The organism is Erwinia persicina (assembly GCF_014838825.1).
In the GTDB taxonomy this organism is placed as follows: domain Bacteria; phylum Pseudomonadota; class Gammaproteobacteria; order Enterobacterales; family Enterobacteriaceae; genus Erwinia; species Erwinia persicina_A.
Map to the genome: position 1 here is coordinate 267,267 of NZ_JACYMO010000004.1, position 14,977 is coordinate 282,243.

The window sequence follows — 14,977 nt, forward strand, 5'->3', positions numbered from 1 at the left end:
CAGTTAACGGCTTGCCAGCGGCGTTTCGCGCTGCCAGCGTGCAAAATCCTGATGCGTGACCGCATCACCACGGAAATTCATAACGCGCAGACCGCGCTGTTCGCCCTTGTGATACAGCGAACGTACGCAGTGGTGCGGGAACAGCGTGCCACCGACCAGCCGGCGCAGCGCCTGCTGCTCTCCAAACGGCGCAATCCAGTCGCGGATCCACAGGCGGTTGCCGCTGTTCCAGTCCCGTTCCTGTACGTGGATGCCGGACTGCGTGAGATAACGCTGTTCCGCCTCTTCATCCATCCACGCCCAGCTCAGGAAAAACACCGGTTTGCCGTCACGCATCGCCAGCGCAAACTGCTGGTGCTTGATGGCGGGCAGCAGCAGCGTCGGCAGCGCGCTGAGGGGAATGTCGCGATGCTGCGCCGAGTGCATCCACAGCCAGACGCTGGCCCCCAGCACTTCGGACTCGCTGAAGGTGTCACTCAGCAGCGGGGAAATAACCTGAAAACCCTTCACCGGGATCGCCATATCAGTATTGCCAGCTCAGATTGAAACCGAGGGTGACCGGGCTGGTGCTGAAACCGTCCGGTTTAGAGAACGGCACCCCGGCGAACAGGTCATAGCCGGTATTAAAAGCATTACCGCGCAGGCCAATCACGCCGCCCGCCAAGTGACGCCCGACCTGATAATCAATACCGCCCTTCACTTCGCCATAGTCCGCACCCAGGTAAATTTCCTGATTCGGTAACGGGGTTCGCCACGCGATGTCATTACGCACGTACCAGCCTTCGTCGCCGTTCAGGGTAAATTCCCCGTCAAAACCGCGCACCGTCCAGCGGTTACCAATGGACATCTGATCCTGCGGCGTCAGCCGGGAGTGGGTCATCTGACGCTGGAACTGGCCGTTATAGCGGAAGGACTGGCCCCACAGCTCGAACGGTGCATCCAGCTGCAGGGAGAGCTGAATAATCTTCGCCAGCCCGGTGCCTTCATCAAAATTCTCTTCCGGTGCAGGCTGGGCTCCAAACCAGCGGGTACCGCGCTGATAGCTGACGCCGGCATCCAGCGTGGCCTGACCGATATAGTGGCGATGCTGTAAGCCCAGACGCCAGGCAGAGGTCTGACGGCGCTGCTGCTCAATCTCTGTATCGTTAATGTAGTTACTGGATTCGCGCGTCATCACCTCATAAGTAAACGAGGTTTTCTGGCTGCCGCTGCGGTGCAGCACGCGTCCGAGCTGGAAATTAAGGTTCTTGCTTTTGCCGCTGTAGCGGTAGTCGAAGCCGGTTCCCAACCCCGACTGACGATAATCGTAGTCGCTGAAGGTGACACCGGTCGTCCAGTAACCGAAGGGGACAGAGTAGTGGATCAGGGTATTTTTGCTGTCGCGATCGGTTTTGGGCTGCAAAGCCTGACTGGCTGAAACGTAAAACAGGTCGCTGAGTGACAGCGGGTTATCCAGGGAAAGCGTCAGGCCACCCTGATAGCGTCCGGTGCTTCTGCTGCCGGAGTCATCCAGCGACGCGCCGAGCCGCCAGTGGCGAGTCTGTTTCCAGCTGACGTTGATATCGCTTTCTCCCGGTTGCTCGCCGGGAACAATCTGCATATCCGCCTGCACGGTTGGCAGCCGCTGCAGATTTTCCAGCCCCTGTTCAATATCGCGCAGATCCAGCAACTCCCCGGAACGGGAAGGCAGAGCGGTATAGAGCTGGACGTAGCGATCGCTGTCCGGCGTCAGGCGGATGTTGCGCACCTTTCCGGGGACCAGCATCAGCTTCAGGGTGCCGCTATTAATATCCTGCGGCGGTGCCAGCACGCGGGCGGTGACATAACCATGATCCACCAGCCGATTCTGCACGGCGCTCATCAGCAGGTTGATCCCCTTCCCACCCAGGCACTGCCCCTGCGCCTGATCGGCCAGCTTTTGCAGTGGCATCCAGTGCGGGAAGGCATCCCGCCCCTGCAACTCGATGTGTTGCAGCGGGAAACAGGGCTGTTCGCTGGGGAACTGAAGGTGACTGAAGAAGCTGCCCGGTGCCTGTAAACGCACGTCCGGGGTGGGCGGCGTCAGCTGACGTTCCGCGGCGCGCTGACGTTCCTGCTGATTAATCAGCTGCTGATCGCCAGCCGTGGCAGCGACCACGCTTCCTGCGTGAAATAAACTAATAATAACGGCCAGACTACTGAGACGTGCAGGGGTTACCCCGTCTTTTCCAGACGCAATCCGTAGCATAGTGTTGCCCTGAGCAAGGTTTATTATTTATACGATGTTGATGCCAGGTACTTTAACGATTTCTCTTCCAGGATTGTTCCTAAACTTACATTATACTTACATTTGACTCACATTTTCGAACACAAAAAAACCCGCTAAAAGGCTATCCACACGAAAGATAATGAAAATTAAAATCTTATTAATCAATAAATTATACAATATTTAAGAAAAAATACATAAATTACCATAAGTCAAATTCACCATCTGGAATTAACCGGAAACAAGTAGAAATAGTGAAGATAATACCCCATGTATACAGTCGCCACTGGTACGGAAAAAAACCCCGCCTTATTACGCAGGCCGCCTGAAAAAGAGATTACTTTTCACCTCACACGGCAAATTCAAGTACACTCCCGCCGGGTATTCCTGCTTGAAGAAAAGGCGTGTCACTGATCTCATTTTCTACCGTCCGCAGCCGTCCTGCCGCCTGGCTGGCCCTGCTGGCTATTTTGCTGCTGTTCGTTGCACCGGTGATCTCTAAATCACTGGCGCAGGCGCGCGGCGGTGAAAGCACGATGATGATGCATCACGGAATGATGATGGACATGTCTGAGATGCCCGCTGTCCATCATGAAATGGCAGACAGCGGCGATGCGAATACCCTGCCCCGACACCATCCGATGTCCATGATGGATGACAATGCCTGCGGCTACTGCGTGCTGCTGGTTCATCTGCCCCTCGACCTGATGACGCTGCCACTGCTGTGGTCGTCATTACAGGCCGCCACGCTGCCGGACGTGCCGCTGTTCCAGCCGGTCGTCGCCCGCGTTGTTCCTCACTGCTTCCATCCCCGCGCCCCACCGCTGACGCTCGCTTCACGTTAATTTGACCTGCGGGCCCGCCGCAGACCCCGTGAATACCTGCAAAACAGGTGGATGGAAGAGACTATGTCAGAGAATATCCGACGTGCGGCTGCGCACGTCACCCACACCCGCAGCGCACTGATGGCGCTGCTGCGTCGACTGCATTTCTATATTGGCCTGTTTATCGCGCCGTTTATTTTTGTCGCGGCCCTGACCGGCACGCTGTATGTGATGACGCCGCAGCTGGAAAACCGGCTGTATCATTCGCAGCTGTTTACCACGGCAACCGGGCCGGACCAGTCGCTGTCTGCACAGGTGGCCAAAGCCGTTAGCGTGATGGAGCCGGCAGCCAGAATCGCTGCCGTACGTCCGGCACCGAATGAGGGAGAGACGACCCGCGTGATGTTTGCCAGCGCCGATCTCGGGCCGTCGGAAACCCGGGCGGTGTTTATTGACCCGAAAACGCTGGACGTCGCGGGGATAATGACGGTGTACGGTACCAGCGGCGTACTGCCGTTGCGCACCTGGCTGGACTATCTGCACCGCAACCTGCTGCTGGGGGATATTGGCCGCAACTACAGTGAGCTGGCGGCCAGCTGGCTGTGGATTGCCGCGCTTGGCGGCGCGCTGCTGTGGGCCACTCAGCGCACACCGCGCCGTAAACCTGTGCGGGCAGCGCCGACGCGGGCACAGCGTCTGGCCGGTCATCGCCACTGGCACACCACGCTGGGTATTACCCTGCTGCTGGGACTGGTGTTCTTCTCCGCGACGGGGCTGACCTGGTCACGCTGGGCCGGGGACAATATCGCCCTGATGCGCAGCCACTTTGGCTGGATGACGCCCGCGGTGAACACCGCTCTGCAACCTGAACCCGCCCTGAAAATGGCAATGCCAGCGGATGAACATGCGGAGCATTACGGCCATATGAACGTTGCCCCTCATGCTGCACCGCCAGCCCACCCGGCCGCCGTCAGTCCGGCACAGTTTGATGGCGTGCTCAACGCGGCGCGTGCCGCAGGGATCGACGCGGCCAAACTGGAGATCCGCCCCTCCTACCTGGCGGATAAAGCCTGGACCGTGAATGAGATTGACCGACGCTGGCCGACGCAGGTTGACAGCGTGGCGGTGGACCCGCAGAACAACAGCGTGACCGATAAAGTGGCGTTCGCCGACTTTGGTCTGCTGGCCAAACTGACGCGCTGGGGGGTGGATGCACATATGGGCGTGCTGTTCGGCGTAGCAAACCAGCTGGTGCTGGTGCTGTCTGGCGGCGGGCTGTGCGTGATGATTGTGATGGGCTATCGCATGTGGTGGCTGCGCCGGCCGCAGAGCGGGCAGATTTCCCCGCTGGATACCCTGCTGGGCTGCTGGCAGCCGTTGTCGATCAGCGCACGCTTTCTGCTGCTGGTGGTGACGGCGGTGGTGGCGGTCTGTTTGCCAGTGATGGGCGTGAGTTTGCTGGTGTTACTGGGCGTGGATGTGTGGCGCTGGCGGCGCGCCGTGCGCGCCTGACCATCAATACAGCACCGGGATATCTGTAGGGGCTGACCGTTTGTTCCGGTCAGCCCCTCCGGATCGCGGAACAGGCCAAACGGACGTTACGCTAATGGCTTCGCCAGATAATGCTCCAGCATCGCCAGCAGCAGCTGATTATCCACCGACTGCAGGACATGCACCAGCCCGCCTGTCGGCTCACCAATAGCCACATCCACCCGCAGCGGCTGGCGAAAGCGCCATGACTTGCCACGCGTCATTCCCGGGCGCAGCTCCACATCAACAAAATAGTCTGCCGCCGTTGCCACCCGCTGATTAAGCAGCCAGGCCACCACCAGCGCGTCGTGGATCCAGCAGCCCGGCAGATGACGGGTCTGAATGGAATAATCAATCCACGGACGCAGCGTCTCGGTAACGAAACGCGCCAGCGGCGTGTCGATCTGCGCGATCCGGTTCAGATCCTGATGCGTCATCAGCGTCTGGCTGGTGACATCCATCGGCACCAGAGTGATATTGGCCCCGCTGGTCAGCACCCGGTGCGCGGCCTCCGGGTCAATGCCGAAGTTGGTATCTTTAATAAAATCATCCAGCGCAAAGACACCGCCCATAATGGCGATTTCCTGAACCGCATCGGCCATCTCCGGGTAGCGCTCCAGCGCCAGTGCGACGTTAGTCAGCGGGCCGATCGCCACCAGGGTAATTTTTCCCGGATTAGCGCAAATCAGCTGCCCCATTGCGTCTGCCGCCTCGACCGCAGGCGCAGGAAATGACTGAGGCTGACGCACGCCGCGCCACAGGTGTGCCAGCTGGTTACTGTGAACACGCTGATCCAACGCGTCACGCCACGGGGCCGCTGGCTCAGACAACGCTGCCTCTGCGCCTTTCGCTACCGTTACCGGCAGTCCGAGGCGCGCCATCAGATCCTTCACCACGCTGTATCCTACCTGGCTGGGGGTGTTACCCGCCACGGTAGTGATCAGCTCAAGTGAAATTTCCGGCGCGGCCAGCGCCAGTGCAAGAGCCAGCCCGTCGTCAACGTTGGCTCCCGTAATACCGTTCCCCGGATCACAATCAATAATCAATCTTTTCATCGTTTTATCTTATTATTTTCCCGACTTACAGCCGCAGGACTCACCCAACTCAAGGTGATGAGAGAATTCACTTAACGTCTCCTCCCCTTTCCATGCCGCCAGCATTTTAATCGCCGTCTCTGCCATTTTGCGTACCGGCTGACGCACGGTGGTCAGCGAGGGCACGTGATAGGCCGACTGGTCAGTACCGTTAAAACAGACCAGCGCCAGCTGATCCGGCACGCGGAGACCGTGTTCCGACAGCGCCCGAATACAGCCGATCGCCTGGGCTTCGTTAGAGGTAAACAGCGCGCGCGGGCGCGTTGCACCCTGCATCATTCGCTGTGCCGCCTGGTAGCCGCCGTCGCGGGTATAAGGAGTATGGAATATCCACTCCGGGCGTTCTTCCACGCCGTACTCCGCCAGCGCATCACGCCAGCCGCGCAGGCGATCCTGCGTATTCAGCATCTCTGCCGGACCGCAGATGATCCCCACCTCCTGATAGCCGTGGCTCAACAGATGGGCGGTCACCTGGTGCGATGCCGCCCGCTCGTCAACGCGGATCACGCTTACTGGCAGCCCGGGGTCAACCCTGTCCAGCATGACAAACGGCGTACCGCTGGACTGCAGAACATCAATGTAGGGATGGCGATCGACGCTGATATAGAACAGGCCGTTCACCTGCTGACTTAACAGATTATTGATCAGCTGCAGTTCACGCTTGCGGCTGTCACCGGCATCGCCCAGCAGCATCACCATATCGTTGGCCAGCGCCTGCTGTTGCAGCTCATGGGCCAGTGAAGCAATAAAGGCATTGCCGATATTGGGTACCACCAGACCGTAGGTTTTGGTCGTCCCGGAAGCCAGCGCACGCGCCACGCTATTGGGGCGGTAGCCGGTGCGTTTGATCGCCGCCAGTACGCGTTCGCGCGTGGCGGGCGCAACCGGACGCGGACCGTTGTTGACCACGTAGCTCACCACGGCGACCGACGTTCCGGCTTCTTTCGCCACGTCGGCCCGCGTAGCCCGGTGATGAATGGTTTTTGCCACAGGCATTCTCCTCACCAATAAACAGTTCAGGCCGGAAAAATATCCGGCCCGCGAGTTCCTTAAGATTGCCCTGCACGAAAAATGCGCGGGCCGCAGCCCACGCTATTTAACGCTGTCTTCCGTGGTTAAATCGCATCTTCCGGTGCATTCAGATCGCGGCCCCGGGTTTCCGGTGCCACAAACGTGGTCAGGAAACCGATACCCGCCATCACGGCAAAATAGGTCGCAATTGGCCACCAGTGCCCGGTCCAGGCCAGCAGCGCGGAGGCCACCAGCGGTGCAGTTCCGCCGGAGAGGATCGACCCCAGCTCCTTCGCCGTGGCCATTTTGGTGTAGCGATGATGAACACCAAACATTTCCACACCCCAGGCCGCCTGCACGCCAAAGATACCCAGCGATGCCAGCCCCATACCGGTGACGATGGTGGCAATCACAATGGCCGGCTCACGCGAGTCGAGCAGCATGAAGGCCGGGAACGCGTAGATAATCAGCAGCAGGCAGAAGCAGCGATAGGTGATGCGACGACCAAAGCGGTCGGACAGCCAGCCGGCCAGCGGGATGATCAGGAAGCCAAGCAGCGACGCAATAAACACCGCCGTAGTCGCCACGGATTTGTCCACTGCCAGCACTTTGACCACATAACCGATAATGAAGCCCTGGGCCAGATACGACGGGCCGTTTTCACCGATGCGCAGTCCGACCATGGTCAGGAAGGCACGGCTGCGACGCCAGAATCCACGGGTGTCCTGCACAGGCGGTTCGGCGGCCAGCACCTGCTCACGCTGCGCTTCCAGCTCGGCTTTTTTGCGTTCAAATACCGGCGTTTCCCGCAGATGACGGCGGATCCACAGCGCCACCAGCGCAATCAGCGAGCTGCACAGGAACGGAATACGCCAGCCCCACTCCTGCAGTGACTGCTGATCCAGCTGTACCACGGCCAGCCATACCAGAGAAGCCAGCAGCGTGCCGCTGTTTGAACCCAGGGCAATAATCGAAGAGACCAGACCGCGACGCTGCGCCGGGGCATATTCACCCAGCATCACCGTGCCGCCGGAGAGTTCTGCACCCGCACCAAAGCCCTGGCTGAAACGCAGCAGCACCAGACATGCCGGTGCCCATACGCCAATCGAGGCATAGCTGGGGATAAGACCAATCAGGGTGGTGGAGGCCCCCATCAGGATGATGGTTGAGACCATGACGACTTTCCGACCTTTACGGTCGCCCAGCCAGCCAAAGAACAGCGCCCCAATCGGGCGGGCAATAAAGCCCACTGACCAGGTGGCAAAGGTAGAAAGCAAGGCCATTGCCGGCGTGGCTTCAGGGAAGAAAACATCACCGAAAATAATACCGGCGGCCAGACCATACAGCGCAAAGTCGGCGTATTCCATTGCCGTGCCCAGCCAGCAGGACAGCGTCGCACGCCAGAAATCCTTGCGCCCTTCCGGGGTGGCTAAACGTTCATCTGCCGCCGAGTCGGCTGGCATTGCAGTATCCTGTGCAACGCGTTGAGGTGTAGACATGAAAAATTCCCTGATGTGAGGAGTTCTGTTCGGTACCGTCCCTGGCACGCACTCCTCCTGCGGAGGAAAATTCGCCAGTGAAGATGCCGTGTTAAAAAGCATGACGAAAGGTCGGTCTGCCCTCAATAAGGAGAGTGCCAGAAAACAGGTTGCCTCAGGAGGCCACTCTTTTTCCGGTCACCCGGACCTGGCGGGCAGTGAGGTTCCCTGGTGTTGGAACGCATCTATTCGCTTTGCGCCGACGGTCTAAAATTGACCAGTCGTATAAGTTACGCGAAACAAACATTGACCTTCAGGACGCTGATAACCATCAAGCACCGTGAATTTTCACTACACAGCTATTGTATCTACACGCGTAGATAAATCAAGGAAGCAAGAAGGTATTAATTAGATTTTCTTGACATTCAACCGGTAGGCGTCGTCAGAAAACCAAATAAAATCAATGAAATAATCAGCCTGAAAAATAGCCGATTTTTTTTCACCGTTCAAACATCGCGCAACCTTAAGACAAATGCGTATTAAGGCGCTGATTCAACGTTATAGCGCGTCAGTATTGCGCGCAGATGACAGGGTAAAGATTGAGCCGCTGTTTGTGTTTCGCCAGGGGGGTGGGTAAGCTGAAAACTGAACCCTCCAGGCGAAAAATAATGACCATTACTTTGATGCGCCACGGCAAACCCGACCACCACCTGCCCGGCCGCCGATCTGCGCTGGCGATGGCTGAGTGGTGTGAGGCTTACGATCTGGCCGAGATCTGCGACCTGCCGCCCGAACGCAGCCTGCGGCTGGCCGCGGAGGCGGCGGTGATCGTCACCAGTACGCTACCGCGCGCGCGCTCATCGCTGGCAAAACTGGGCAAATCCGCCAGCCATATCGATGAGCTGTACTGTGAAGTAGCAATGCCCGTCATGCCGCTGACTTTCCCCGCCCTGCCCCCTTTGTTCTGGCTGCCGGTGCTGCGGTGTATGTGGCTGTTTGGTTATGCCGGGAAAGTCGAATCCTGTACTCAGGCCAGGCAGCGGGCAATACTGGCCGCCGATCGGCTGATCGCGCTTTCCGCCGAGGGAAATGTGCTGCTGGTGGGGCACGGTATTATGAACAAGCTGATTGCGCGCAGGCTGCGGCACCTTGGCTGGCTGGGAGAAAAACACGCCAGCAGCCGCTACTGGAGCAGCGCAATCTATCATCCGCCGGTGATTTAGCCCCTCTCTGATGTGACTGACCCGGGTCGTGCAGGCCGTATGGGGGCAGTTCGGGAGAGATTACGGTTATTTTTCAATCAGTTCGCAAAAATGCTATTTTGCCTGGAAATGCAGCAGACGCGAGTTAAGCGCTGGATCGCGCCGCTGAGTTACATTATAATCCTGCGCCTCAGGCCCCATAGCTCAGTTGGTTAGAGCACGCGACTCATAATCGCTTGGTCGCTGGTTCAAGTCCAGCTGGGGCCACCAAATTTTACCTGTTCAATCAGGACACTAAGCCACTTCGAAAGGAGTGGCTTTTTTTATGCTTTGATTTCCCTTCCCGGTTCTTATGCCACGGCTTGCCTCCCTCTTTTGGGAGGTGACGGATCACACAGTAAGTGATAGGATACCTATTCATTTATCTATTCATTTATCTATTCACTCAGTGATTCAACATTATGCCTGATCGCTTCGACACGATACGCCAGTTGCTCAGTCAGGGGCCAATGCAGGCACGGCAACTGATTGAAAAAATGAACATTAGCCAGCCAACACTGTCCCGCGCATTGAGGCAGCTTGGTGACGATCTTGTTCGATTCGGGGCAGGTCCCTCTATTCAATATGCCCTACGCGATACCTGGCGCAGATTCAGCTCTGCACCTGTTTACCGCATCACCGGTGAAGGGCGCGTTCAGCCTCTTGGCGAGCTGATTCCGGTTCGCCCTGACGGGTTTGTCATGGTGCAAACCGACAATGTGAGCCTCCATAGCGACGGGCTGCCGTGGTGGCTGTTTGACATGCGACCGCAAGGATATCTCGGGCGTGCCTGGGCATCGACGCACGCGGTCGGGCTGGGCCTGGCGGCGAACCCAGAGCAATGGTCAGACGCGGATGTGGTCAGGGCGTTGCTCGCACAGGGTCATGATGCGATCGGCAACCTGCTGATAGGGGAGCAGGCACGGGATCGTTTCCTGGAGATGCCAGAACCCCACCCCATTGATCGCGCCACAACCTACCCCGCGCTGGCCGTGGCGGCGGGTGCAGGTGAGGCGCCAGGATCATCTGCGGGTGGTGAACAGCCGAAATTCTGTACCTATACAGAACGTGGCCATGTGTTAGTGAAATTCTCGGCCCCGGATGACAACCCGGTTAGCGAACGCTGGCGCGACCTCCTGCTGGCCGAACACCTGGCGCTAAAGGTGCTGGGTGTTAAAACAGAGGTATTTGATTTTGCTGGACAGCGTTTCCTCGAGATCCCCCGATTCGATCGCATTGGCCAAATGGGCCGTGTCGGCGTCTTCTCGCTGCGGGCACTGGATGCAGAGTTTGTCGGTAATGCCAGGGCTTCATGGCCAGCGCTGGTCAATAGCCTGATTACGGAGGGGCATGTCCATCCTGATGCCGCCGTCGACACCGCACGGCTTTGGGCATTCGGGGTCCTGATTGGCAATACCGATATGCACCTCGGAAACCTGTCGTTCATCAGTCACCATGGTCGTCCATATCACCTCGCACCGGCCTATGACGTTCTGCCTATGGGGTTCGCACCCAAAGCGAGTGGCGCAATCGTGAACGAGCTTCGACCCGCGTCACTATCGGAAGTGATTAGCGGAGATATCTGGCGGGAAGCACTGGATCTGGCGGAGAACTTTTTTGCTATAGCCAGCAACTGCGATCGCTTTTCTGCCCGTTTCACCCCGTGCCTTGAAGCCTTACGCCGCCACCTTGACGAGGCCAGATCGCGTATCGCCCGCCTGGGATAAGAGGCGGGTTCAACGTTATTGAGCGGTTCATTTTTCCGCTCAAGCAACTTCAGTTTGCTACTCCACCCGCACCACCACCTTCCCCTTCGCTCGCCCGGTTTCGACATACGCCAGCGCCTCCCGGGTTTCGGCGAAGGGAAACACCCGGTCCACCACTGGCTTAATCACCCCGGCCTCCACCAGCGCGCTAATCTCACTGAGCTGCTCGCCGCTGGCGCGCATAAAGACAAACGAATAGCGTATGCCGCGCCGTTTAGCCTGCCTCCGGATGCGGTAACTCAGCAGGCGCATCACCTGCTTCAGCCCCCAGGAGAGACCCTGTTCCGTGGCAAATGCCGGGGTTGGCGGACCGGAGATGGAGATCAGCTGGCCGCCGGGTTTCAGCACCTGCAGCGATTTTACCAGCACATCACTGCCCAGGCTGTTCAGCACCACGTCGTAATCGTGCAGCAGGGTAGAGAAATCCTCCGTTTTATAGTCGATCACCACATCCGCCCCCAGCGCTTTGACCCACGCCGCACTGGCGGCACTGGTGGTGGTCGCCACATACGCCCCCAGGTGTTTCGCCAGCTGAATGGCCACGGTGCCGACGCCACCGGACCCGGCGTGGATCAGCACCTTCTGCCCTTTTTTCAGTTTTGCCGTCTCTACCAGCACCTGCCAGGCGGTCAGGCTGACCAGCGGCAGGGAAGCAGCCTCTTCCATACTGAGACTGGCAGGTTTTAACGCCAGATCGCGCTCACTGACCGCAATATATTCAGCAAAGGTGCCCATACGTCGCGCGTCAGGCCGTGCATACACCTCGTCCCCGGGGCGGAAGCGCTGCACCTCCGCGCCAACCCGCACCACCACACCCGCGAGGTCGTTACCGAGGATCAGAGGCAGAGGATACGGCAGGATCATTTTGAATTCCCCCTGGCGAATTTTGGCGTCCAGCACGTTGATGCTGGCCGCCTTTACCTGCACCAGCACGTCGTCGCCGCGCAGCGCGGGCTCCGGCATCTCAGCTATTCGTCCGCCGTTTTGACGGCCATAACCGTCAATGATATACGCCTGCATAATCTGTCTCCCGCCATTGATTCAGTGCTGTGTCTGTTCGCCCCTGAGCTTTCAGGGGCAACAGTGCAATAACGCCTCGCGCTAGGCCAGCTTCAGGTTTTTACGAATGCCCGCATCCAGCACGCTGTCCGGCGCAAAATGACGTAACAACCGCAGCCGGGCAGCGGCCTTACCGGCGGTATAACGGCGTTGAGGCCTGGCGGCACGCGCGGCTTTCAGCACCACAGCGGCGACCACGGAGGGGGCGTCAGCGCTCCGACCGCAAGGCTGACCGTCTCCCGCTCGCCGGCATACTCTGTCAGCAGCGCATCCGCCATCAGGTTATTCGCCTCAAACGGGGTGCGGATATAGGCCGGTTCGATGACCGACACCCGGATCCCCCGATTGCGCAGCTCATGATCGAGCGCTTCCGAATACCCCGCCACCGCATGTTTACTGGCGACATACAGCGCCACGTACGGCACGGGAACCAGCCCGAGGATGGAGCCAATATTGATGATCCGCCCGCTGCCCTGCTGCCGCATATGGGGAACCACCGCACGGATCATCCGCACCATGCCAAAGAAATTGATATCAAACAGCGCCTGCGCCTGCAGCACAGAGCTCTCTTCCGCACCCGCCGGGCTGAGGCCGACCCCGGCATTGTTCACCAGCAGGTCGATACGACCTTCACGCTGCATCAGCTCGCTGACGGCCTCTGCCACCGATGCCTCCCGGGTGACGTCCAGCGCCAGCATCGGCAGCGATCCGGGCGCAGTGTCGGCAGCGCGTCTGCTGGTGCCGTAGACGGCGTAACCGGCCTGCAACAGCGCCTCCGCCGTCGCTTTGCCTATACCGGACGACGCGCCGGTGACCAGTGCAACGGGTTTAGTGGATGTCATGGGCACGATCTCCGGTCAGGAGGGTGTACAGGCAGGTGTCGGGCTGTAAGCAGGTCAGTCTCATGGCGGCGCTCTCTTTAATCGGGTTTATAGATGATGATTATCATCATTGCGTTTTTAGATGATGTATGACATATATAATAAATGTCAACCAACATTTAAAACAGCGAGGCATCTGCATGAAATACACCACGTTTGGCCGTAACACCGGTTTACGCGTCTCTGAGCTGGCGCTCGGTACCGGTAACTTTGGTACCGGCTGGGGCTATGGTTCGGAAAGGGAAGAAGCAAAGCAGGTCTTTGACGGCTACGCCGAAGCTGGCGGTAACTTTATTGATACCGCCGATGCCTATCAGTTTGGCCAGTCCGAACAACTGGTCGGGGAGTTTATCGCCGCAGAGCGCGATCACTTTGTGGTCGCGACAAAATACACCCTGGGTGCCTCCCCCGCAGGCGGGATCTCACGCACCGGTAACAGCCGGAAGAATATGATCCAGTCGGTGGAGAGCAGCCTTAAGCGGCTGAAAACCGACCGTATCGATCTGCTGTGGGCGCACTTCGATGACCAGCTAACGCCGCTGGAGGAGATCGTGCGCGCGTTCGACGATCTGGTGCGGGCCGGTAAGATCCAGTATGCCGGATTATCAAACTTCCCCGCCTGGCGTGTAGCCCGTGCAGATACCCTCGCAGAGCTGCGCGGCTGGTCGCGCATTGCCGGGATCCAGGTGGAATACAGCCTGGTGCAGCGCACCGCCGAGCGCGATATGCTGCCGATGGCCGAAGCCCTGGGCATGGCGGCAACGCTGTGGTCACCGCTGGGTGGCGGTCTGCTTACCGGCAAGTATCGTCAGAGCAACGAAGGCCGACTGACCGGCTTCGGCGGGCGGCTGGTGCATACCGAGCAGGACACCACCCTGCTGGATACGGTGATTGCCATTGCCGGGGAGCTGCAGATCCTGCCGCTGCAGGTCGCCATCGCCTGGCTGCAGCATAAAGCCGCCCGCGCCAGCACCAGCCTGATCCCGATCCTGGGCTCACGTCACCTGGGGCAGTTAAACGATACCCTGCAGGCCCTGACGGTCAGACTGGAGGCGGCCCAGGTCGAACGGCTGGACGCCGTCAGCGCAATCCCGGCCGGCACGCCGCATGAGCAGATTGCCGGAACATTACCCTCGACCCGGGGCGGCATGGACCTGGCGTCAGGCTGGCCGCCGCGCGCCTGAGTCCGTGAGTGAAGTGGCATCACCGGTTGAGTCAGTGAGACGCATCCCCTAAGATGAGGCCCGGATAAAGCAGGAGAAGACAATGGCGCGGGTATCAAAACAGCAGATGGAACGTCACCGCGAGGAGATTATCAGCGTCTCCTCGGCGCTCTTTCGTGAGCGGGGTCTGAACGGCGTCAGCGTCAACGATCTGATGGCCGCCGCCGGGTTAACCCACGGCGGTTTTTATGGTCACTTTGACTCCAAAGACGATCTGGCGGCCATCGCCAGCCGCAAGGCCTTTGAAGACTCGCGGGCGCGCTGGGAGGCGATGCCGGGCCAACGGGATCTGCACGCGCTGGTGGAACACTATCTCTCCCCTGACCACCGTGACGGCGTGCAGGGCGGCTGTGCGATCGCGGCGTTAGCCAGCGATATCGCCAGGGAAAGCCCGGATAAACCGGTGCGCAATGTCTGGCTTGAGGGCGTAAAAGGGATGCTGGCGATGCTGGAGTCGGTCTCTGACTGCGGGGATGAGGCGCAGCGCCGTCAGCAGGCTTTGATGCAGCTTGCGCTGCTGACCGGGGCACTGACGCTGGCCCGGGCCACGTCCGGGGACGGCCTGTCCGATGAATTCCTGACCGCCGCAAAAGCAGCATTGCTGGCAGAGAAGAAGATCTAGCGA

The 14,977-nt window shown here is 59.1% G+C and carries 12 protein-coding genes, 1 tRNA gene and 1 pseudogene; 7 read left to right on the plus strand and 7 right to left on the minus strand.

Annotated elements, in window-relative coordinates:
- Nucleotides 1-3: 3 nt before the first annotated feature.
- Nucleotides 4-522, minus strand: coding sequence for a toxin-activating lysine-acyltransferase (locus IFU29_RS12690; protein ID WP_191934245.1), 519 nt, complete (start codon nt 520-522; stop codon nt 4-6).
- 1 nt (nt 523) lies between these two features.
- Complete coding sequence (locus IFU29_RS12695) at nt 524-2,227, minus strand: ShlB/FhaC/HecB family hemolysin secretion/activation protein (protein WP_191934246.1); 1,704 nt, start codon at nt 2,225-2,227, stop codon at nt 524-526.
- Nucleotides 2,228-2,649: 422 nt separating this feature from the next.
- Here IFU29_RS12695 and IFU29_RS12700 point away from each other — a divergent pair, with 422 nt between their 5' ends.
- The gene (locus IFU29_RS12700) at nt 2,650-3,090 is read left to right on the plus strand and encodes a DUF2946 family protein (protein ID WP_191934247.1); all 441 of its coding nucleotides are present in this window, start codon (nt 2,650-2,652) and stop codon (nt 3,088-3,090) included.
- 51 nt (nt 3,091-3,141) lie between these two features.
- Nucleotides 3,142-4,581: a PepSY-associated TM helix domain-containing protein gene (locus IFU29_RS12705; RefSeq protein ID WP_191934248.1), complete on the plus strand. Its 1,440-nt coding sequence runs from the start codon at nt 3,142-3,144 to the stop codon at nt 4,579-4,581.
- Between the two features lie 86 nt (nt 4,582-4,667).
- Here IFU29_RS12705 and IFU29_RS12710 read toward each other — a convergent pair whose 3' ends face one another.
- The 3 genes from IFU29_RS12710 to IFU29_RS12720 form a co-directional block, all read right to left on the minus strand.
- On the minus strand, nt 4,668-5,654 hold the full coding sequence (locus tag IFU29_RS12710; protein WP_191934249.1) for a nucleoside hydrolase: 987 nt from the start codon (nt 5,652-5,654) through the stop codon (nt 4,668-4,670).
- A gap of 12 nt (nt 5,655-5,666) precedes the next feature.
- Nucleotides 5,667-6,689 carry a LacI family DNA-binding transcriptional regulator gene (locus IFU29_RS12715; RefSeq protein WP_194710723.1) on the minus strand — a complete coding sequence of 341 codons (1,023 nt, stop codon included), beginning with the start codon at nt 6,687-6,689 and terminating at the stop codon, nt 5,667-5,669.
- A gap of 119 nt (nt 6,690-6,808) precedes the next feature.
- Nucleotides 6,809-8,203, minus strand: a complete 1,395-nt coding sequence (locus IFU29_RS12720; protein WP_191934251.1) for an MFS transporter — start codon at nt 8,201-8,203, stop codon at nt 6,809-6,811.
- 647 nt (nt 8,204-8,850) lie between these two features.
- Here IFU29_RS12720 and IFU29_RS12725 point away from each other — a divergent pair.
- The 3 genes from IFU29_RS12725 (at nt 8,851) to yjjJ (ending at nt 11,150) form a co-directional block, all read left to right on the plus strand.
- Nucleotides 8,851-9,405: a histidine phosphatase family protein gene (locus IFU29_RS12725; RefSeq protein WP_191934252.1), complete on the plus strand. Its 555-nt coding sequence runs from the start codon at nt 8,851-8,853 to the stop codon at nt 9,403-9,405.
- Nucleotides 9,406-9,577: 172 nt separating this feature from the next.
- Nucleotides 9,578-9,654: transfer RNA gene (locus IFU29_RS12730), tRNA-Ile, on the plus strand.
- A 239-nt stretch (nt 9,655-9,893) separates the two neighbouring features.
- Nucleotides 9,894-11,150 (plus strand): type II toxin-antitoxin system HipA family toxin YjjJ, encoded by a 1,257-nt coding sequence (gene yjjJ / locus IFU29_RS12735; protein ID WP_244633697.1) that lies wholly within the window; start codon nt 9,894-9,896, stop codon nt 11,148-11,150.
- Nucleotides 11,151-11,207: 57 nt separating this feature from the next.
- On the opposite strand, the gene IFU29_RS12740 is transcribed toward yjjJ, so the two are convergent.
- Both IFU29_RS12740 and IFU29_RS12745 read right to left on the minus strand, forming a co-directional pair.
- Nucleotides 11,208-12,209: an NADP-dependent oxidoreductase gene (locus tag IFU29_RS12740; protein WP_191934254.1), complete on the minus strand. Its 1,002-nt coding sequence runs from the start codon at nt 12,207-12,209 to the stop codon at nt 11,208-11,210.
- An 81-nt stretch (nt 12,210-12,290) separates the two neighbouring features.
- Nucleotides 12,291-13,090: pseudogene (locus IFU29_RS12745) on the minus strand (oxidoreductase).
- A 179-nt stretch (nt 13,091-13,269) separates the two neighbouring features.
- Between IFU29_RS12745 and IFU29_RS12750 the strand changes: the two are divergent.
- Together IFU29_RS12750 and IFU29_RS12755 are read left to right on the plus strand one after the other, a co-directional pair.
- Nucleotides 13,270-14,313: an aldo/keto reductase gene (locus IFU29_RS12750; protein WP_191934255.1), complete on the plus strand. Its 1,044-nt coding sequence runs from the start codon at nt 13,270-13,272 to the stop codon at nt 14,311-14,313.
- An 82-nt stretch (nt 14,314-14,395) separates the two neighbouring features.
- Complete coding sequence (locus IFU29_RS12755; RefSeq protein WP_191934256.1) at nt 14,396-14,974, plus strand: TetR/AcrR family transcriptional regulator; 579 nt, start codon at nt 14,396-14,398, stop codon at nt 14,972-14,974.
- Nucleotides 14,975-14,977: the final 3 nt, after the last annotated feature.

Coding starts and splice junctions, on each gene's coding strand:
- IFU29_RS12690 (WP_191934245.1), bottom strand. CDS start 522: ATGGCGATCCCGGTGAAGGGTTTTCAGGTTATTTCCCCGCTGCTGAGT.
- IFU29_RS12725 (WP_191934252.1), top strand. CDS start 8,851: ATGACCATTACTTTGATGCGCCACGGCAAACCCGACCACCACCTGCCC.
- IFU29_RS12755 (WP_191934256.1), top strand. CDS start 14,396: ATGGCGCGGGTATCAAAACAGCAGATGGAACGTCACCGCGAGGAGATT.
- IFU29_RS12705 (WP_191934248.1), top strand. CDS start 3,142: ATGGAAGAGACTATGTCAGAGAATATCCGACGTGCGGCTGCGCACGTC.
- IFU29_RS12710 (WP_191934249.1), bottom strand. CDS start 5,654: ATGAAAAGATTGATTATTGATTGTGATCCGGGGAACGGTATTACGGGA.
- IFU29_RS12750 (WP_191934255.1), top strand. CDS start 13,270: ATGAAATACACCACGTTTGGCCGTAACACCGGTTTACGCGTCTCTGAG.
- IFU29_RS12720 (WP_191934251.1), bottom strand. CDS start 8,203: ATGTCTACACCTCAACGCGTTGCACAGGATACTGCAATGCCAGCCGAC.
- IFU29_RS12715 (WP_194710723.1), bottom strand. CDS start 6,689: ATGCCTGTGGCAAAAACCATTCATCACCGGGCTACGCGGGCCGACGTG.
- IFU29_RS12740 (WP_191934254.1), bottom strand. CDS start 12,209: ATGCAGGCGTATATCATTGACGGTTATGGCCGTCAAAACGGCGGACGA.
- IFU29_RS12695 (WP_191934246.1), bottom strand. CDS start 2,227: ATGCTACGGATTGCGTCTGGAAAAGACGGGGTAACCCCTGCACGTCTC.
- yjjJ (WP_244633697.1), top strand. CDS start 9,894: ATGCAGGCACGGCAACTGATTGAAAAAATGAACATTAGCCAGCCAACA.